The organism is Amphritea balenae (genome assembly GCF_003858655.1).
GTDB classification, from domain to species: Bacteria; Pseudomonadota; Gammaproteobacteria; order Pseudomonadales; family Balneatricaceae; genus Amphritea; species Amphritea balenae.
This window is the reverse complement of record NZ_RQXV01000001.1, coordinates 768484-787113: the sequence shown is the minus strand read 5'-3', so window position 1 is coordinate 787113 and position 18630 is coordinate 768484. Positions and strand designations below refer to the sequence as shown.

Here is an 18630-nt window from a genome sequence, read left to right as displayed (position 1 = left end):
CTTAGTCTTATTCAAGACCTTCAATGATACCGCTCTCCATCAATTGCATATTACTGGCGGCTGGCTTTTTCGGTAGCCCCGGCATCCGCATGATCTTACCGGTTAAAATTACCAGAAAGCCGGCACCGGCATTGATCTGAATTTGCCGTACCGTTACCTCAAAGCCCCGGGGGCGACCGTGTAGTTCAGGGTCATCGGACAGCGAACTGGGCGCCTTGGCGATACAGATCGGTAGGTCTGTCAGACCTAGCATCTCAACATGTTTAAGGTCCTGTTCGGCGTCTTTGGTGAAGGCAACATCATCGGCACCGTACATCGCTTTACACACCGCTCGCACTTTTTCCACTACCGGAAGGTCAAGATCATAGAGTGGCTGGAAAGGGCTGTTTTTCTTGATTGAAGCCATCACCACTTTAGCCAGTTCTACCGAACCTTTACCGCCATCTGCGTGGTGAGTAGTTTCGGCAAAAGAAACGCCTAGTGCTATACAGCGTGCGCGAACCAGAGCAACTTCGGCATCGGTATCTGAAGCAAAGCGATTAAGGGCTACCACTGGGTGTTTATTGAATAGCTCGACGCTCTCTATATGCTTATCCAGATTACCCAGTCCTTGTTGCAGAGCCTCCAGATCTTCAGATTCCAGATTGTCTTTGGCTTTGCCTCCGTGCATTTTCAGTGCGCGAACAGTAGTAACCAGTACTACAGCATCAGGATCCAGTTCAGCAATACGGCACTTGATGTCGAAGAATTTTTCAGCGCCCAGGTCAAAGCCAAAGCCGGCCTCGGTGATCGCCCAGTCGGCATGTTGCATCGCCATGCGGGTCGCAATGACGCTATTACAGCCGTGGGCGATATTGGCGAAAGGTCCGCCATGAACAAATGCCGGTGTCCCTTCAAAGCTCTGTACCAGGTTAGGCTGCATGGCATCACGCAGTAATGCCATCATGGCCCCGGTAACATCCAGCTGTGCCGCATAAACCGGTTCATTCTGGTAGTTATAACCGACCAGAGTTCGGTCCAGACGACGTTTCAGGTCCTCAGCGTTATCAGCCAGACAGAGCATCGCCATCACTTCTGATGCGGCGGTGATATCAAAACCACCTTCACGGGGAATACCCTGGTTTTTACCGCCCAGGCCGACAACGATTTTACGCAGGCTGCGATCATTCATATCCATTACCCGGCGCCAGGCGATCTGACGGGGATCGATACCTAGCTGGTTGCCATGGAATATATGGTTATCAATCGCTGCTGAAAGCAGGTTATTGGCACTGGTGATTGCGTGAAAGTCACCGGTGAAGTGCAGATTGATTCGGTCGGCAGGTATGATCTGGCTGTAGCCGCCGCCGGTTGCGCCACCTTTCATACCCAGGCAAGGCCCGAGGGATGGTTCACGCAGTGCCAGGCATACCGACTCATTTAACTGAGTAAAGGCCTGACCCAGACCGATAGTGGTGGTGGTTTTACCCTCACCAGATGGCGTTGGGGTTGTTGCTGAAACCAGTATCAGGTGACCTTTTTTACCAGACTTACCATTCAGAGCCTTCAGATCGATCTTGGCTATATCACGGCCATAGGGGTGCAGATGTTCTCTATCGATACCTAAGGCGTCGCTTATCTCAGTGATCGGTCGGGGAGTGAACTGTTGGGCGATCTCTACGTCTGTGGCCATGGAAGGCTCCTTGGTATGAAGAATTATTTGGCGTTAATCTAGACCTGTTTTCTTAGCAAATAATTGATAAATGGTAAGTTTCGAATACTGTCTTCATTGAATCCAGATATCAATTTTATCTTTATCAGCGGTAATAAAATTTGTGGGCTAAAGAGTATATCCAGAAAAACATTTTGGCATTGTTTTGTCTGCGTCTATTTAGAACTGTTTTTGTCTGTATGCGACAGATGATCGTTACTTCATCCTTAATGCTTGAAATACCAGAGGAGTCGTCGCGCTCTATGCAGATTTTTAATCATTGACTGCTATCAAGTCTTCCTCGGTTGCAGGTTGTTAGACTGGCGCTCCGCTAAAAAGATTGTGGAGTAAGTGATGGAGCTGGTCTGTCCGGCAGGTAGTTTCCCTGCCCTAAAAGCCGCCGTAGATAATGGTGCAGATACAGTGTATTTCGGTTTCAGGGATGCGACTAATGCACGCCATTTTGCCGGTCTGAATTTCGATCGTCGTAAAGCAGAGAAAGGTATCGATTATGCCCGTAGCCGGGGTGTGAAAGTACTCTGTGCGATCAATACGTTCCCGCAGCCGCAGGGCTGGAAAGTTTGGCAGCAGGCTGTTGATATGGCCGCTGATCTGCAGGTGAATGCCTTGATCGGTGCTGATATGGGGGTGTTAGGTTACGCTGCTGAACAGCATCCTGATCTTAATCTACACCTGTCAGTACAAGGCTCTGCAACTAATTATGAAGCACTGAATTACTATAAGCAGCAGTTCAATATTAAGCGCGCGGTACTGCCCCGGGTGTTATCCCTGGCACAGGTTGAGCATCTGGCGAAGCACAGCCCGGTTGAGCTGGAAGTCTTTGCCTTCGGCAGCCTCTGCATCATGGTCGAAGGCCGCTGTTATTTGTCTTCCTATCTTACTGACGAGTCGCCTAATACCTGCGGCGCCTGTTCCCCTGCTAAAGCAGTACGTTGGGAAGAAACCTCCAGAGGCCTGGAGTCCCGCCTGAATGATGTACTGATCGACCGTTATGCGGATGGTGAAAAAGCGGGTTATCCAACCCTTTGTAAGGGACGCTTTGATGTTGAAGGCAATGTTTATCATGCGATGGAAGAACCAACCAGCCTGAATACTCTGGATCTGATTCCGCAGTTGGAGTCGATCGGTATCAGTGCGGTAAAAATTGAGGGACGACAGCGCAGTCCTGCCTATGTCGCAGAGGTTGTGAAGATCTGGCGTCAGGCTCTGGATCTGGCTAAGGCACAGCAACAGTCACCTGAAAACTTCCAGGTTAAGCCGGAGTGGAACCAGGGGCTGACTGATCTGTCAGAAGGTTCAACCACAACCATCGGCGCTTATCACCGCAGCTGGCAGTAAAGGGGCAGTAGTTGTATGGCTGATCAAATATCATCAGAAGATTCAACCGCAGCATTTATCGGCGCTTATCACCGCAGCTGGCAGTAAAGAGGCAGTAGTTGTATGGCTGATCAAATATCATCAGAAGATTCAACCGCAGCAATTATCGGTGCCTATCACCGCAGCTGGCAGTAGAGGAACAACAGTATGGATAATTCAAAGCAATTAACTATGGGGCTGACATTAGGCCCGCTGCTCTACTTCTGGCCGAAGCAGGATGTCTATAATTTTTACGCCCAGATGGCTGAAACTGAGGTAGAAACTATCTACCTCGGTGAAACCGTATGTTCTAAACGGCGACAACTGAAAACCGCCGACTGGATCAGTCTGGCGCAGGAGCTTAAGTCCTGCGGTAAACAGGTAGTCTTGTCAGGACTGGCGCTTTTGGAAGCCGAATCAGAGATGAAATCGCTGCGCAGGATCTGTAGCAATGGTGAGTTCATGGTTGAAGCCAATGATATTGCTGCAGTACAGATGTTAAGTGAGCAGGAACTGCCTTTTGTGACCGGGCCTTCGGTGAACATCTATAACCTGCAGGTGCTAAAGCAGTTGTATAAGAGTGGTATGCGACGCTGGGTTATGCCGGTGGAGCTGGGAGCCGATACATTACAGGAGCTGTTACAACAGGCTGAAGAAGATGGTGGCCTGCCAGAGTTGGAAACCGAGGTGTTCGCCTATGGTTGTCTGCCGCTGGCTTACGCTGCCCGCTGCTTTACCGCACGCTATCGCAATGTGCCAAAAGATAACTGCGAGTTCTGCTGTATCGAATATCCGGATGGACTGGTGATGCGTTCACAGGAAGGTAAAGAGCTGTTTACCATGAACGGTATTCAGACGTTATCTGCGGAACATTACAATCTTGAGCATCAGCTGAACAGGATGCAGGAGATAGGTGTAAATAAGGTACGTCTTAGTCCTCAGCGTGAAGGTATGAGTGAAGTGATTGAGCGGTTTGCCAGTCGTTTAAAAGGTGAAGAGCCTTCCACTATCAGTCTGGTCAATCAGGATCATTGTAATGGTTACTGGTTTGCTGAACCGGGCATCCGCTGGATGGAGACGAATGCTTAGTCGTGCTTCAATACATCTTCCGTAATGCTCTTCTCTGTGCTCTCCGTGGTGCAAGCTATTAAAGATTATTTACCACAGAGGACACAGAGGGCACAGAGGAAAGATAGGATAATAAGGGCTGAAGTCCGAATGCTTTGCTTGTCCGAATGTCGCTAACGCGCCGTGTCCGATCGCTGCGAAGCAGCTGTCTGTAGTGGTCTGAAAGCCTAGAAGATAAGGGCTATTCAACACGGTATCCAAGGAGCATGCCAAGGGCTCAGAAGTAAAGAGAAAATTCCTAGATTAAGCTTACCGCATAATCCTTAGTGCTCTTCTCAGTGCTCTTCTCAGTGCTCTTCTCAGTGCTCTTCTCAGTGCTCTCTGTGTCCTCTGTGTCCTCTGTGGTGCAATTTATTATGATTTTAGCTAACGAACAGACAAAAAAATGCCGGTCACTGACCGGCATAGTTTTTGATGAATCTATCTGCTGATCTTTTGAAAGCTAACTGTGGGGCAGTTGCTGTCAGTTTGATACTGCGTTCATCGAAAGGGGAATTGTTTCCATCAATTCAAGTGTTAGATTGGCAGTTTCTGCACCATTGCCAGCCCTTTACGAACTGAGTCCGGCAGATCATCCCAGTCGATGCTATCTAATAGATTTTTTACCGCTAACCCCAGCTCGGTGTTTCCTTCGATCAGTAAGCGACGCTGAAAGAACAGGGTGTCAGGGTCGAGTTCACGGTTGGCCAGCTTGATCAGATCTTCAGCTTTACCTTTAATCCAGGCATCAGCATTGTCCTGCTGACAGACAATCAGGCGTTCAGCGTTACAGCTAATCACAACCTTAATACCCAGATCCGTTACTTCAACACCCAGATACTGGTTCTCCAGAAACCAGAACTCATCATCCTCAAGGGGCTGGTGGAATGCCTTGTTCAGGCCTTTCTCAAGCGCCTTCTGTTTGAACCGAAAAGGGATGACAGACTCAGTCGTGCGGATTACCCGGCTGACAACAGAGTGCAGGTTCGGGCGGGGTAAGGGAATTTGGGCGATGTTAGCTAGCATCAGTTTACTCCTGTTAAGAGCCGACCATGATAAGTGCTGGGCCGTATTTATCCCTTGATGCCTGTCAAGGTTGGCCTTGTCCTTGTTGCTCTGAAGGTTTGGCGTAGGGCGCCGCTGGCCAGTAAAACGCCGGTCATAATCAGGGCAACACCGCTAATAGTGGTTACCGATAGCTGCTCGCCAAGTACTGGCACAGCGATGATGGCAGCCAGTGCCGGTGTCAGGGACCCCAGTGCTGCTGTTTTCTCAGCCCCCAGCGTCTTGATGGCGATGCCGTAGGTGATGCCGCCGATGATGCCGGCTCCCAATCCCTGACTAAGCAGGTGGGGCCAGATCTCCTGCCAGCTCACATTGGCAATATTGCTCTCACTGATACCCAGCGATAACGATAACATCAACCCCAGCGTGGCACTGCAGCAAAGTAGTGCGGTTGCCAGTAGCGCATCGATCCCGGCGACCCTGAGACCCAGGGTATAGATCGCCCAGACCAGGCTGGCGCCGAGAAATGCAAGGTGGCCAGGTCCGTAATTTAATTCAGAACTGAATTGTGAGTTGAGTTCAGCAGCGAATAACGTTGCTGCCAGCAAGATAGTTACACCACCGAGAATGACGCTCAGACCCAGGCCGCGATAGCGGGGCAGGGGCTCCCGAAAAATCAGCACTGCCAGCCCGGTCACAAATAGCGGAGCAGTGCCGGGGACCAGTGCGCCTGCATGGGCGACCGGAGCGTATTGACTACCTAATGATACCAACAGGAAAAATGGCAAGCCGCCGCAGATAATCATCACCAGATAACGTAATTTTACCCGCAGCAGGGTTTTAAAATCGCGTAGTAACCAGGGTAGGAATACCAGTGTGGGCAGGGCAAAGCGCATCAGTCCCAAATCGGTGGTGGTCAGCTCTGACTGAGCTTCAGCACGCATCGATAGCAGAAAGGCAACCCAGATTAGAATTGTGATCAGCATGATCGAAACGCCTTTTATACTGAACTCTGGTTCACCGCGGTACTGTTCCATAGGGAGCTGCTCTGAGTAATGTTGAAGGGCTATTATCAGTCAGTCGTTGAAGCGTTATCTTGCTAGTTTGATGGCTAAAAGGTGATTTATTGGCATATACTGCCAATAAATCTACATTTATTGATATTTAAGGTCTGCTGATGAAGCTTGATGTTACCGATCGAAAGATACTTAAACTGTTGCAGCAGGATGGTCGCCTGAGTAATGCCGAGATTGCAGAGCAGGTTGCACTGTCGCCTTCACCTTGTTTGCGTCGGTTACGCCGGTTGGAGCAAGAGGGTATTATCGAGGGCTATCAGACTCAGCTTAATCGTCAGAAAATTGATCTGGGAATGACCGTTTTTGTGCAGATTAAAATGCATGATCATCATGCGGCATCGGTAAAAAACTTTGAGCAGGCGATCCATGGCATGGATGCCGTTATCACTGCCAGTACGGTATCAGGGTCAGCCGATTATCTGTTAGAAGTAGTCGCCAGCGATCTGGAGGATTATGACCGGGTCGTGAGTAAGCTTCAGGAACTGAAGATGGTCCGTGAGATTGAAAGTAACTTTGCCCTGCGGCGGGTTAAAACCGCGGCCCCCCTACCTTTAAAGCGCTTGAGTGATTAGGCAGGGGTCTTCTCTTTCCTTAGTTCAGTTTTCTTCGTTCAATATGCTTAGTTAAAAGTACCAAACCGTGAACGAAACTCCCGGGGTGTGAGTCCGGTTATTTTGATGAAAGTTTTTCTGAAAGCGCTGACATCTTCATAACCGGTATTTTGAGCGATCAGGTCGACGGTATCCTGGGAACTTTCTAATGCATCGCAGGCTTTACTGATCCGTAGCTGCTGCATGTATTCCTTAGGTTTGTAACCGGTAGCGGCGACAAAACGACGTAGAAAAGTGCGCTCGGTAAGGTGACAGTTTTCAGCTAAGGCCGATACCGTTAACGGACTGTTAAAGTGGCGTTGCAGGTAGTGCTGGCACTGGAGAATAGTCCGGTCCCCATGATTAAGCCTCGGTATAAAGCATCGATAATATCGCTGTTCCCGAGGACCGGTATCAACCACTAAGCGCTTACCTAACTGACGCATCAAAGCGGGGTGACTGAACTGTGCCACCAGTTCCAGGCCCAGATCCAGCCAGGCCATTAAACCGCCGGTAGTAATCAGGTCATTGTCATTGATCAGTATTTTACTGTCATCTAGCCGGACCTGTGGAAAACATTCAGCGAAAGATGCTGCTAAGGCCCAGTGTGTGGTGGCTGGGCGCTGATTCAATAGTCCTGTTTGCGCCAGAATAAAGGCGCCGGCGCAGACTGAACACAACAGAGTACCCGCAGCATGTTGCTCGCATAACCAGTCAGCTAGTCGGGATTGCGGTTGCTGATAAAACTCGCCACTGAGACAGGGCGGTAAAATAATCACTCTGGGGATAAGGCATGCATCAGTCGATTCAGGCTGCACTTTAGCTATGGCTTCTGCGTGCCATAAATGGATGTTAAATACAGGCTGGGAATCCTGTTCAATTAGCAGTTTGTTAGCGAGCTCGAATAGTTCCCGCAGGCCTTCAATAGCCGACTTCATTGCTCCCGGATACTGAATGATTGTTATGTTAACGGGGCTCATCAGTCTGCCTTTTTCAGTTCTTTCAGGTTATGTTTCTATGAGATTGATGTCAGTTTTTGCGCTTAATGTGTCGAATGTGACTCCAGTATATAACTGAGTAACGCCATAAAATAGCGTTATCGACTGAGTATATAAACCGGAGAGAAAGAGATGACTAATACCGCGCTGTTACTGATAGATTTTCAGAATGATTATTTCCCAGGTGGAAAATGGGAACTTGAAGGAGCTGAGACTGCCGCCGCGAAAGGCGCAGAATTACTCGCAGTTTTTCGTAACAAAGGGTTGCCTGTTATACATGTTCGCCATGAATTTGAATCTGAAGAGGCGCCTTTCTTTGTGTCCGGTTCCGATGGCGCCTTGATACATCCAGTGGTAGCGGTGCAGGGTGATGAGCCGGTAATACTTAAGCATTCGGCTAATAGCTTTAAAGATACAGACCTGAAACAGGCTCTGGATAATCTTAATATTGAGAACCTGATCATTGTAGGAGCCATGAGCCATATGTGTATCGATGCGGGGGTACGTGCTGCGGCTGACTTTGGCTATCAGGTTAGCGTCGCTCAGGATGCCTGTGCGACCCGGGCCCAGGAGTTTAATGGCGTTACTGTAGGGGCAGAACAAGTTCATGCATCTTATATGGCCGCGCTGGCGTTTGCTTATGCACGGGTTGTGAATACAGATGAATTGTTAGCTGAAATGGTTTAAAGGCTCTATCAGACTGAAAGAGTCAGAGCTGATTTAAGGGCCTGCAGAGCTTGAGTGTAGCTTGCTTGCAGGTCCCTTAGTCAGATTTAGGCCGGTTAGTGTTTCCAAGACTGACTGCACGTTGCTAACATAGTCTTTTTGATCAAAGCAGTGCGGGACTAAGTACGATGGCTAACTTTTATACAAAAGAGAACATCAGCATTAAATCACTGGAAGATATCGTTAATCGTCCCAATTACGTAGATACACTATTGCCGAGAAAGTCGCTGATCAGTTATGTACTGGCCGCCTATTCATTCCCTCGGAAAATTGCCTGTTGCTGCGTCAGTAATTGTTACCAGAACCATAAAAAAGGCTACCTGGTTCGCACAACTAAAGGTGGCGAATGCAGTATTTGTGACAGTTGTGCAAAACGGTATATGGATCCTGCCGCATTAAAGCCACCAAAGGCGACCCGGGCCCGTTCCACCACAACGGCTTCGACCAGAAGCCGTTCACCTGCGGCCCAAACCCTGACCCGTCAAATGAGCCTGGATGACTTTGTAAATTTAAGTGGCAGAATCAAAGAGCGGGTAAAAGAGCTTAAGGAGATGCCCCGGGGGGCCAACTGGCTATACCAATCCCTGAATAACTTTCAAAAAGCCAGCCCACCGGATCTGCTTAGCGCATTAAAGGAATTACAGGCAGAGAAAGAGGAAAGCTCAATATTAGAAAGCCTGATAGAGAACAATGCCAGCGACCAACAGCTAGAGGATGTAGAGCAACTGGAAGGGCTGGATATTTTTACCGGGGACATTCGGCAGCTGTTAATTGAGCAGGTGCTTAAGCCTTTGCAGGCTCTGGAGTCTAAGGCAAAGCAAGCCGGTTCGCAGCAGGCTATCAGTGTGCCCATTGACTGGACTGAGCAGGTCGATCACAACTTAGGCGCGGCAGAAAAACTGATTGCTGACGCCCGGGTATTTTTTACCGAAGAGAATATTAACCGACTCAAGAGTATTCCGCTGGATGATAAAGCCGCCCGTGCTGTTCGGGCCCTACGATGGGATCGTGATAAAGAGATGGTAAAAGGCGGCTGATAAATTCCTCAGGGCTACTGATATAGCCCTGTAGTGGAACAACGTTCAACGGAATTGTCAGGCCCGATCAGCTATTCCAGCTGACATCGGTAGTCAGGATATAGCCCACACCATAGATAGTTTTGATGATCTCCGGATTCTTCGGGTCCTGCTCGATTTTCTTTCGAACCCGGGACATGCGTACATCGATACTACGATCAAAAGGGGATGCCTGATCACCGAGTAACTGATCCCGCGAGAGGATCGTTTTGGGAGCTCGCAGTAGCTTTATCAATAGCTCGTGCTCGGCGGAGCTGAGCTCTTCAGCGTCACCTGTTGCGGTGGTTAGCGTCAGGGTTGCCGGGTCATAGCTAAGGTCGGAGAAAAAGGCCTTACTGGAACTGTCCTGTGGTGCGGGGCCGGCTTTTTCTAATCGTCGTAGCAGGCTTTTTACCCGGGCGACCAGTTCACGGGGGATAAAAGGTTTGACGATATAATCGTCAGCGCCCAGCTCTAAGCCTAATACTTTGTCGGGCACGCTGTTACGTCCTGATAGAATCATCACGCCGACGTTATGCTCTTCACAAAGCTGTTTAACCAGCTCCATACCATCCATATCTGGCAGACCCAGATCGATAATACAAAGCGCTGGTGGTCGGTTACGCAAGGCATGTACAGCCTGAGCACCGGTGGTGAAGGTTTGCACCGTATAGCCAAACAGCTCCAGTTCCTGGCTAACCAACTGGCAAATATCAACTTCGTCATCGATAACGTAGATGGTTTTATTACTTCTCAACAGTGTCTCCTTTCACTAATACCGTACGCCTACAGTACCGTAGCTGTTACATTTATAATACCCTGGTGGCTCTGGAAATTGCCTGCTTTAACTCAGCCGCAGCAAAAGGTTTATTCAACAAGGTATAAGCCGGATCGATTGGCGTACCTTCACTTTGTTGATAGGAGTATCCGCTAATGAGAACGATGCGACACTGACTGTCTTGTGGTTTCAGCCAGTCTGCCAGCTGTATACCGTTAAGCTCGCCAGGTAGCATGATATCGGATACAAGCGCGTAGAGTTCCGGTAGCAGGGGTATCAGCCGTACCGCTTCATCGGCACTGTGTGTATCGATAACATCAAACTCCATATCGATCAGTTGCTGGCGGATAATGGCCCGGACATCATGATCATCTTCAACCAGGAGAACCAGTTTGCCTGAGGCTTGCTGAGGATGATCTGTCTCGGCTTCAACAAGCTCAGGGATGACCGCTGCTTCGCTCCTGGCAGGCAGTAACAGTCTAATCGTTGCGCCTTGGCTGAGCTCGTTCTCAATACTGATATAGCCTTTTGATTGTTTAACAAAACCATACACCATACTTAACCCCAGCCCTGATCCCGCGCCCCCTGTTTTAGTGGTAAAGAAGGGTTCAAATGCCTGCTCTTGCGCCAGCGTAGAAAAGCCGCATCCGGTATCACTGATACTGATCTGGATGTAGTTGCCAGGGTTGACCTGCTCGTCCATAACCAGAAGTGAGTCGACTTCGAGATTGCAGGCACTGAACCTGAGTTCGCCGCCGTCGGGCATCGCATCACGGGCATTGAATGCCAGGTTGACCAGGGCATCTTCGAGACGCCCCGGATCGGCAAAAGGTGATAGCGCGTCTGTTGAATTGATAAAGTCGATTTTGATCTTGTCTGGCAGCGAATTACTGAGTAACTGAAGGGTTTCATTCATCAGGGTTTCAAGATCGATCAGGCAGGGGGATAGCGGCTGTCGACGTGAAAATGATAGTAACCGGCTGGTGATATCTGCACCGCGTCGGGTCGCCCGTATGGCTGGATCCAGGTAGCGTGTCAGTTCGTCGTCATGGCGGTAGTGATCGCCGGCGGAGTAAAGGTTGCCAAGAATAATGGTTAGCAGGTTATTGAAGTCGTGGGCCAGTCCTCCGGCCATCTGTCCGACAGCATTCATCCGCTGGGCCTCGTTAAGATGGCGCAGCGCATCTTTCTCAGCGGTAATATCGATGGCAAGAATCAGGATACCGTTGACGCTGTTATCAGCGTTACAGAAGGGGATAAGGGTGCGCTTAAATATCAGCTCCTTGTTGTCTCGAATATCCTTATATTCAACGATCGAGGGCTCACCGGGTTGCGCTTCATCCAGTTGTTTACTGATTGCGCTGAAGATCTTAGGGCTTATCATTTTATGCAAAGGCCGGTTAATGACAGCGGTTTTGTCGCGCTGCACCCGGTCGGCAAAACGCTGATTGACGAACAGTATATTCATATCGCTGTCGGTAAAGACGATCTGCGCAGGCAGGGCATCCAGGATCAGCCGTTGACGTTGTTCAGAAAGTGCCAGTGCTTGCTTGGCATTGGCCATCTTTCGGGAGGCATCTTGAAGCTCCAGGTTTTTTTCGGCTAACACCTGGGTTCGGTGCTCAACTTTGGAGTCCAGGTTGTTAATATTATCCCGTAGGCGGTCGACCATATCGTCGAAAGTGCGGGCTAACAATCCCATTTCGTCATCACTGCGAATGCCACTTTTGGCACTAAGGTCACCTTCAGTGACTTTGACGGCGGTTTCGGCCAGTTGCTTTATGGGGCGGGTTACCCACTGACTGAATAATAAGAGCAGTATCAGTGCGATAACCAGAGCGATAATGGCAATCGTGAGTATCCGCTCGGCAAGCAGCTCAGAGCTGCTACGCAGTTCATCGACATAAACAGAAGAGCCTATATACCAATCAAAGCCGGGGAGATAGCGGACCAGTGACAGTTTGTCGTAAATATAGTTGCCTGGGTCATCGGGTCGGTCCCACTTATAGCTCAATTCAGTGCCGGTATCGGCAACCTGAATCAGGTCTTTGGCAATTGGATTGCCAGTGGATGGACTGATCAGATCGAGAAAGTTCTTACCATCGATATTAGGGTTTGGGTGGACCAGCATATTGGTATCGGCATCAAAGATAAACAGATAGCCGGAGGAGGCTATTCTGATCTCTTTCAGGCCTTCGCGGAGCTCTTGGATGGCTTCTTTACGTATTCTGGCAATATCACCTTCCAGGTCATCAAGATAAACACCTGATCCGATAACGATGCCCCATTGTGGATAATTTTTTACAAACGAGACTTTGTCCTGCTGGCGTTCGGCATCCAGTCGGAACCACTGATATTGATGGAACCCCTGGCCTTGATCCAGAGCGATCTTAACCATGGTTGGAATGGCGGCTTCACCGTCGTTGCTTAGCCGTTCAGATACATCCTGACCGTGGTAGCGGGGATCAGGGTGCGAAAGAATGACCGAGTTGTAATCGGATATCCAGATATAATCATTGCTACCGTATTTTAATTTTCTGATTGTATCGAAGGCTTGCTGTCGGGCCTGTTGTTCAGTTTTACCCTGATTGCGAGCTTTTTCGTATTCAGTGTCCAGGTAGGATTCAGCCAGTTCAACCACGGCCTGTAGTTGTTGTTTATGAGAGTTTAGCGCCTGAGAACGGAGTTTTTCGGTATCGAAATACATCTTATTCGCCAGAGAGAAAACACTGTCCAGTACGATCCGGCTGGACGTCAGCTCGATATCAAAGACCTTCTTTTTGATCACTGGTACCGAATAGAAGTAAAGCGCTGTAAAGATCATCGACAGGATGATCAGCAGGGCAAAAAACAAACGTTGCATCAGTTTAGATCTGAACAGCATACTTTTACCGTTAAATAGAGTGACTGTTAAATAGTTCTACTGTGAATAAAAAAGGACTCTGACTGGTCTCTGTCTTCTTATCATTCTATAGGAAATACGAGGCATCTTAAGGCTTTGTTACATTTCGTAAGGATTCGGACAAACTACGGCAATGGTTGTGTTCTTTACTGTATGCACTAAAGAAGGAGCTTGTTAGTACCTTCCTTTTAATCCCAGAAAAATAAAAATACTGGTTGGCAAGATCGATCTGATGGCAGTCACGATACCTGTAGCTCTATGGCTATCTGTATCGCAGTCTCATTTATTCTATGAGTCTCCATCTCCTGATTGACGGTCAGCCCGGGAGCACAAAGATGAAAACAGTCGTAGTACTGGCACCAGACAGTTGTGAAACAGTTGCTGACCTGACCGATTCGGTCTTTCGCAGAGTCAGCGAGCAGGACCTTGAAGTTGTTAACGAAGCGCTACAGCAGAAACATTCTGGCTCGGTTAATGAAGTCATTGTCGTTGCGATAGGTCAGCCACTTTGTAGTGATGATCTTAATCGTTTGTTCCGCCTGGGCGTGGACCGGAGCAGACATACACCCTGTGACCTTATCCCCAGCAATATGGAACTGGCAGAAACCCTGGTTGAGGTTATTCGCAATGAAAGCCCGGATCTGATTCTTATCGGTCGACGTAGTAACGGTCAACAATGTCTGCTGGGGAAAATGCTGGCAGAGCTGCTGGATTTCAGATCATCGCAAGCGGTTAGCAGCGAGAGTCAGCTTTATCGGGTGTTAGTTATAAGAGAAATAGGTAGCGGTATGCAAACCGTTGAAATGCCGTTAATGGCACTGCCAGGTGGCAGTAGTACCCGACCTGTGATTACCGGTTTAGACCCGCAATCAGAGCCGGTGGTGTTACAAAAGACTGCCTGTTTTGGCTAAAAGAATATACGAGGTTTAACCGTCGTGAACTGATAGCAGTTTTTCCCTGCTAGCCAGTCGCTGGAATCTGTAATTGCTGATTACACTTTGCCAGGTCGACTGGCGTGGACCATCTGGTGATATCTTAGCTTGTGAACATCAGATGTTTATGGCCCTGAACGGGGCCTTTTTTTTGCCTACGAAAGTTGAAAAAATATTTACCTCAGTATTCAAAGGGCATGCTATTCACACTGAGATGTAGATAAAAGCTTTGGAGCTTCTTATGCACTTCTTTGTGTCCTCTGTGGTGCAAGCTTTGAAAAGATTATTGACCACAGAGGGCACAGAGCACACTGAGGTGTAGATATATGCTTTTTGGAAATCCTTATGCATTTCTCCGTGCTCTTTGTGTCCTATGTGGTGAAAGCTTGAAAGATTATTTACCACAAGGGTAAAGATAAGATCATAAGAGTCGAAGTCCGAACGCTTCGCTTGTCCGATCACTGCGAAGCAGCTGTCCGAAAAGTCTAAAAGATAAGAGTGATTAACCACGGTACCCAAGGGGCATGCCAAGGACACTGAGAACACGGAGGTAAAGATAAAAGTCGTTGGCGCAGTATTCTCTTGTGCTCTTCTCCGTGGTCTCTGTGCTCTCTGTGGTGTAAGCCTTTGCGGTACAGCCTTAGAAAGGGTACTCCCTTCAAGGGGGTAGATAGAGGTATTTCAGGACGGTCAGTTTCAATCTTTATCCTCAGTTTGAACATCCCCGCTTGTCAGACCGATATTTTCCCGGCTTAATCTTCTCTTATCGCTCTGTTTATATGGGCTGTTCTGAATAGAGAACTATATGTCACACATCATAAAAGTCAGCGGGCTGGGTAAAACTTATAAGTCCGGTTTTACTGCATTACGGGATGTAAATCTTGATATCCAAAAGGGTGAAATCTTTGCGCTGTTAGGCCCAAACGGCGCAGGTAAAACCACCCTTATCAGTATTATTTGCGGTATCAGTAGTCCGACGTCGGGCCAGGTGACTGCGCATGGATTTGATATCGTTAAAGACTACCGCTTAGCACGTAGCAAGATAGGTCTGGTGCCGCAGGAGTTGAGCACCGATGCGTTTGAAAGCGTCTGGGCGACAGTGAACTTCAGCCGGGGCCTGTTTGGCAAAGCACCCAACCCAGAATATATCGAACAACTACTACGCCAACTTTCACTATGGGATAAGAAAAATGCCCAGATGCGCGAGCTGTCCGGCGGTATGAAGCGTCGGGTAATGATCGCTAAAGCACTTTCTCATGAGCCTGAGATTCTGTTTCTGGATGAGCCTACAGCCGGCGTTGATGTTGAACTGCGCCGGGATATGTGGGAAATGGTACGTGGTCTGAGAGAACATGGAGTGACCATCATCCTTACCACCCACTATATCGAAGAAGCAGAAGAGATGGCCGATCGTATCGGGGTGATCCGTCAGGGGGAAATTTTGCTGGTGGAAGAGAAACAGGCTTTGATGGATAAGTTGGGCAGTAAGCAGCTTAATCTGCACCTGACCTCTCCGCTAACCGAAATTCCAGCCGCGCTGGCTGAGTTTAACCTGCAGTCAGAACTGGAAGGTAGCTTCCTGAGATACAGCTATGACAGCCGTCAGAATGGCGATAGCGTGGCGCGTTTATTCCGCATTCTGAGTGAGCAGGGGATAGGGATCAGAGACCTGAATTCCAGTGAGAGCTCACTGGAAGAGATCTTCGTTAGCCTGGTACATGAGGAAACAGCAAAATGAATATTTATGGAATCCGGGCGATCTATTATTTTGAGATGGCACGCACCATGCGTACTCTGATGCAGAGTATCGTCTCGCCGGTGCTATCGACGTCGCTGTACTTTATAGTGTTTGGTACTGCTATTGGCTCCCGTATGGGGACCATCGATGGTGTAGGCTATGGCGCCTTTATTATCCCCGGCCTGGTGATGCTGGCTTTGTTAAGCCAGAGTATTTCCAACGCCTCATTCGGTATCTTCTTTCCTAAGTTTTCCGGCACTATCTATGAGGTTCTATCGGCGCCGGTATCGCCGCTGGAAATCGTCTTGGGCTATGTCGGTGCTGCGGCCACTAAATCGGTGGTGCTGGGTATTCTGATACTAATCACGGCCCGGGTCTTTGTCGATTACAGTATCGAGCACCCGGTCTGGATGATGGCCTTTCTGATACTTACCTCCATCACTTTCAGTCTGTTCGGCTTTATTATCGGTATTTGGGCCGATGACTTTCAGAAGCTGCAGGTTATTCCTCTGATGGTAATTACCCCGTTAACCTTCCTCGGCGGTGCATTCTATTCCATCAGCATGTTACCCGAGCCCTGGCAGACCCTGACCTTGTTTAATCCGGTGGTCTATCTTATTAGCGGTTTCCGGTGGGCATTCTATGGCGTGGCTGATGTAAATATCGCAGTCAGTCTGGGGATGACTATGGTGTTCCTGCTAACCTGTATGGCAGCGATCTGGTGGATCTTCCGAACCGGATACCGAATTCGTACTTAATAAAAAGGCGCCAAGTGGCGCCTTTTTATTAAGTGCAGACTGCAAAGCTTCGCTTTGCTAGCTAGAACCGCCGAACTAGTTCGGCTTGCCAGACGTGACTGCCTCACTTGCTAGTTGTTAGCAGGGCCTTCTTAATTTGTTTAATCGGGTGACTGTAGTTTCAGCTTCGTAAGGTTATTACGGCCTTTCCTTTGTTGCTGATGGGACTAGCTATTAGCCGCAGACTGAACGAAATCGCTCAGCCCTCAGTTATTAACCATCCTATCTTCATGTCAGTAATTGACCCAAACAAGATCCAGCTTGTTCTCTATGGATAAGCCCAAAAGGAACGTCGAAAACTGCGCAGTTGAAAAGTAAGTCTGGTGAGCAAAGGTTATTTTTCAGACTCATCTACACTGTTCAATATGAAATCAAATTGGAGAAAGCAATGAACGACGTATTTAAGCAACATGGCGCTTTCAGCTGGTCTGAATTGATAACCGACGATGTTGAAGCCGCCAAGACCTATTATGAAAACGTTATTGGCTGGGACATTGAAGAAATGGACATGGGTGAGATGACGTACAATGTGCTAAAAGCCGGGGGAGAACCGGTTGGTGGTATCACCGGCAAACCACCCGGTACTGAGCAGGAACCCAACCGTTGGGGCACTTATATTACTGTGGACAATGTTGATGAAACTCTGTCTAAGGCAGAAGCCGCTGGTGGCAAAATAGTGTTTCCGCTTATGGATGTTCCGGGGGTAGGGCGAATGTGCACAATGATGGATACTACGGGAGCAGTGGTTTCCATTATCACCTATGAGGCAAAAGACTAAAAAGCAGTGGTTAGAACGCTGCTTTGCTGCTGCTATTTTAAAGTCTTTCTCTGCTCCGCCCGTACATTGATATAGTTTCCACTCAGCATGATCAGGGCGCCAAACAAGACAGCCCACTCTATTGATTCACCGTATAGCAGAAAGCCGATGACTGTTATCAGGGGCAGCCTTAAAAAATCCATCGGTACGACGATTGAGGCGTCTGCCTGTTGCATTGCGCGGGTGATGCAGTAGTGGGCGCTTAATGCGGTGACACCGACTAACAGAACCCAGGGCAGCATGGTAATGGACGGAAGTTTCCAGTCGATCAGGGCTGGGATTAAGCCGATGGGTAGCTGGATAACTGTCATATAGAACAGAATACACAGAGGAGTATCAATATGGGCCAGCTGCTTGGTTTTGATATAGGCAAACGCGTAGCAGACAGCACCCGCCAGCACCGCGAACGCGGCCGGTTCTACTGCATTAAAACCGGGTTGTAGAATGACCAGCATACCGGTGAATCCTAGTGCTATCGCTATTAACCGGGGCGGGGTTATTTTTTCATTAAGCAGCAGCGCGGCAAAACACAAGGTCCAGATCGGTAGTGTAAATTCGATTGCAAACACCTGACTCAGCGGTATAAATGCCAGCCCATAGAACCAGCCAAACTGTCCGCCAAAGTGGGAGATGTTCCTGATCATGTGATCAGAAAACTTAGTTGTGCGAATCTGAGCCCAGCCGCTGTGCTGTAATATACAGCTGATAATGAATAAGCTGATGACACTGCGAAAGAACAGAATCTGGAAGGTATTGAGTTCTGCAGAGAGTTCACGTCCGGCGATCGCCATACCGGTAAAAGATAATAAGGCGCCTGTCATCCATAGCGCTGCGTGAATGACCGGACTGTTAATAACCGGACTAGCTTGCTTAAGCACTGATTCGTAACCTTATTAATAATGGAATCAGCTACAAGATAGCAATCAGACGAACAGTGTTAAACCCCGTTGATTGGTTTTTAAGCCCACCATGGAAAGCGGTACAGGGTCTGCTCTAAAATCTTTTTCGGACAAGTGACGCAGTCACGTCGGACCACGGACAA

General features: G+C 48.7%; 16 protein-coding genes. 9 read left to right on the top strand and 7 right to left on the bottom strand.

Features of this window, described 5'->3' with window-relative positions:
- Nucleotides 1-7: 7 nt before the first annotated feature.
- Nucleotides 8-1672 carry a formate--tetrahydrofolate ligase gene (locus tag EHS89_RS03530; RefSeq protein WP_124924709.1) on the bottom strand — a complete coding sequence of 555 codons (1665 nt, stop codon included), beginning with the start codon at nt 1670-1672 and terminating at the stop codon, nt 8-10.
- 372 nt (nt 1673-2044) lie between these two features.
- Between EHS89_RS03530 and ubiU the strand changes: the two genes are divergently transcribed.
- Both ubiU and EHS89_RS03520 read left to right on the top strand, forming a co-directional pair.
- Nucleotides 2045-3049, top strand: a complete 1005-nt coding sequence (gene ubiU / locus EHS89_RS03525; protein WP_124924708.1) for a ubiquinone anaerobic biosynthesis protein UbiU — start codon at nt 2045-2047, stop codon at nt 3047-3049.
- 186 nt (nt 3050-3235) lie between these two features.
- Nucleotides 3236-4156 (top strand): U32 family peptidase, encoded by a 921-nt coding sequence (locus EHS89_RS03520; protein ID WP_211340277.1) that lies wholly within the window; start codon nt 3236-3238, stop codon nt 4154-4156.
- 555 nt (nt 4157-4711) lie between these two features.
- On the opposite strand, the gene ubiT is transcribed toward EHS89_RS03520, so the two are convergent.
- The gene (gene ubiT / locus EHS89_RS03515) at nt 4712-5200 is read right to left on the bottom strand and encodes a ubiquinone anaerobic biosynthesis accessory factor UbiT (protein WP_124924707.1); all 489 of its coding nucleotides are present in this window, start codon (nt 5198-5200) and stop codon (nt 4712-4714) included.
- Between the two features lie 47 nt (nt 5201-5247).
- The gene (locus EHS89_RS03510) at nt 5248-6216 is read right to left on the bottom strand and encodes a DMT family transporter (RefSeq protein ID WP_124924706.1); all 969 of its coding nucleotides are present in this window, start codon (nt 6214-6216) and stop codon (nt 5248-5250) included.
- A gap of 140 nt (nt 6217-6356) precedes the next feature.
- Here EHS89_RS03510 and EHS89_RS03505 point away from each other — a divergent pair, with 140 nt between their 5' ends.
- On the top strand, nt 6357-6827 hold the full coding sequence (locus EHS89_RS03505) for an Lrp/AsnC family transcriptional regulator (RefSeq protein WP_124924705.1): 471 nt from the start codon (nt 6357-6359) through the stop codon (nt 6825-6827).
- Nucleotides 6828-6874: 47 nt separating this feature from the next.
- Here the strand turns inward: EHS89_RS03505 and EHS89_RS03500 are convergent, their stop codons facing one another.
- Nucleotides 6875-7825 (bottom strand): GlxA family transcriptional regulator, encoded by a 951-nt coding sequence (locus EHS89_RS03500; protein WP_124924704.1) that lies wholly within the window; start codon nt 7823-7825, stop codon nt 6875-6877.
- Between the two features lie 150 nt (nt 7826-7975).
- Here EHS89_RS03500 and EHS89_RS03495 point away from each other — a divergent pair, with 150 nt between their 5' ends.
- Nucleotides 7976-8530 (top strand): cysteine hydrolase family protein, encoded by a 555-nt coding sequence (locus EHS89_RS03495; RefSeq protein ID WP_124924703.1) that lies wholly within the window; start codon nt 7976-7978, stop codon nt 8528-8530.
- Nucleotides 8531-8697: 167 nt separating this feature from the next.
- Nucleotides 8698-9606, top strand: coding sequence for a hypothetical protein (locus EHS89_RS03490; RefSeq protein WP_124924702.1), 909 nt, complete (start codon nt 8698-8700; stop codon nt 9604-9606).
- A 67-nt stretch (nt 9607-9673) separates the two neighbouring features.
- Here EHS89_RS03490 and EHS89_RS03485 read toward each other — a convergent pair whose 3' ends face one another.
- A complete protein-coding gene (locus tag EHS89_RS03485) occupies nt 9674-10381 on the bottom strand; it encodes a response regulator transcription factor (protein ID WP_124924701.1) in 708 nt (235 codons plus the stop codon).
- 52 nt (nt 10382-10433) lie between these two features.
- Complete coding sequence (locus tag EHS89_RS03480; protein WP_229753480.1) at nt 10434-13286, bottom strand: cache domain-containing protein; 2853 nt, start codon at nt 13284-13286, stop codon at nt 10434-10436.
- Between the two features lie 353 nt (nt 13287-13639).
- Between EHS89_RS03480 and EHS89_RS03475 the strand changes: the two genes are divergently transcribed.
- From EHS89_RS03475 to EHS89_RS03460, 4 genes are all read left to right on the top strand, one after another.
- A complete protein-coding gene (locus tag EHS89_RS03475; RefSeq protein ID WP_170167396.1) occupies nt 13640-14215 on the top strand; it encodes an adenine nucleotide alpha hydrolase family protein in 576 nt (191 codons plus the stop codon).
- 826 nt (nt 14216-15041) lie between these two features.
- Entirely contained in the window at nt 15042-15974 is a 933-nt protein-coding gene (locus EHS89_RS03470; protein ID WP_124924699.1) for an ABC transporter ATP-binding protein, read from the top strand.
- Nucleotides 15971-16732 carry an ABC transporter permease gene (locus EHS89_RS03465; protein ID WP_124924698.1) on the top strand — a complete coding sequence of 254 codons (762 nt, stop codon included), beginning with the start codon at nt 15971-15973 and terminating at the stop codon, nt 16730-16732. Before EHS89_RS03470 ends, EHS89_RS03465 begins: the two co-directional genes overlap by 4 nt.
- Nucleotides 16733-17159: 427 nt before the next feature.
- Complete coding sequence (locus tag EHS89_RS03460; RefSeq protein WP_124924697.1) at nt 17160-17549, top strand: VOC family protein; 390 nt, start codon at nt 17160-17162, stop codon at nt 17547-17549.
- 32 nt (nt 17550-17581) lie between these two features.
- On the opposite strand, the gene EHS89_RS03455 is transcribed toward EHS89_RS03460, so the two are convergent.
- Nucleotides 17582-18466 (bottom strand): DMT family transporter, encoded by an 885-nt coding sequence (locus tag EHS89_RS03455; RefSeq protein WP_229753481.1) that lies wholly within the window; start codon nt 18464-18466, stop codon nt 17582-17584.
- Between the last annotated feature and the right edge of the window lie 164 nt (nt 18467-18630).

Excerpts from the sequence above, each read along its gene's own strand:
- EHS89_RS03465 (WP_124924698.1), top strand. The coding sequence starts at position 15,971 with ATGAATATTTATGGAATCCGGGCGATCTATTATTTTGAGATGGCACGC.
- EHS89_RS03470 (WP_124924699.1), top strand. The coding sequence starts at position 15,042 with ATGTCACACATCATAAAAGTCAGCGGGCTGGGTAAAACTTATAAGTCC.
- EHS89_RS03480 (WP_229753480.1), bottom strand. The coding sequence starts at position 13,286 with ATGCTGTTCAGATCTAAACTGATGCAACGTTTGTTTTTTGCCCTGCTG.
- EHS89_RS03500 (WP_124924704.1), bottom strand. The coding sequence starts at position 7,825 with ATGAGCCCCGTTAACATAACAATCATTCAGTATCCGGGAGCAATGAAG.
- EHS89_RS03510 (WP_124924706.1), bottom strand. The coding sequence starts at position 6,216 with ATGGAACAGTACCGCGGTGAACCAGAGTTCAGTATAAAAGGCGTTTCG.
- EHS89_RS03490 (WP_124924702.1), top strand. The coding sequence starts at position 8,698 with ATGGCTAACTTTTATACAAAAGAGAACATCAGCATTAAATCACTGGAA.
- ubiU (WP_124924708.1), top strand. The coding sequence starts at position 2,045 with ATGGAGCTGGTCTGTCCGGCAGGTAGTTTCCCTGCCCTAAAAGCCGCC.
- EHS89_RS03520 (WP_211340277.1), top strand. The coding sequence starts at position 3,236 with ATGGATAATTCAAAGCAATTAACTATGGGGCTGACATTAGGCCCGCTG.
- EHS89_RS03505 (WP_124924705.1), top strand. The coding sequence starts at position 6,357 with ATGAAGCTTGATGTTACCGATCGAAAGATACTTAAACTGTTGCAGCAG.
- EHS89_RS03495 (WP_124924703.1), top strand. The coding sequence starts at position 7,976 with ATGACTAATACCGCGCTGTTACTGATAGATTTTCAGAATGATTATTTC.
- EHS89_RS03530 (WP_124924709.1), bottom strand. The coding sequence starts at position 1,672 with ATGGCCACAGACGTAGAGATCGCCCAACAGTTCACTCCCCGACCGATC.
- EHS89_RS03475 (WP_170167396.1), top strand. The coding sequence starts at position 13,640 with ATGAAAACAGTCGTAGTACTGGCACCAGACAGTTGTGAAACAGTTGCT.
- EHS89_RS03460 (WP_124924697.1), top strand. The coding sequence starts at position 17,160 with ATGAACGACGTATTTAAGCAACATGGCGCTTTCAGCTGGTCTGAATTG.
- ubiT (WP_124924707.1), bottom strand. The coding sequence starts at position 5,200 with ATGCTAGCTAACATCGCCCAAATTCCCTTACCCCGCCCGAACCTGCAC.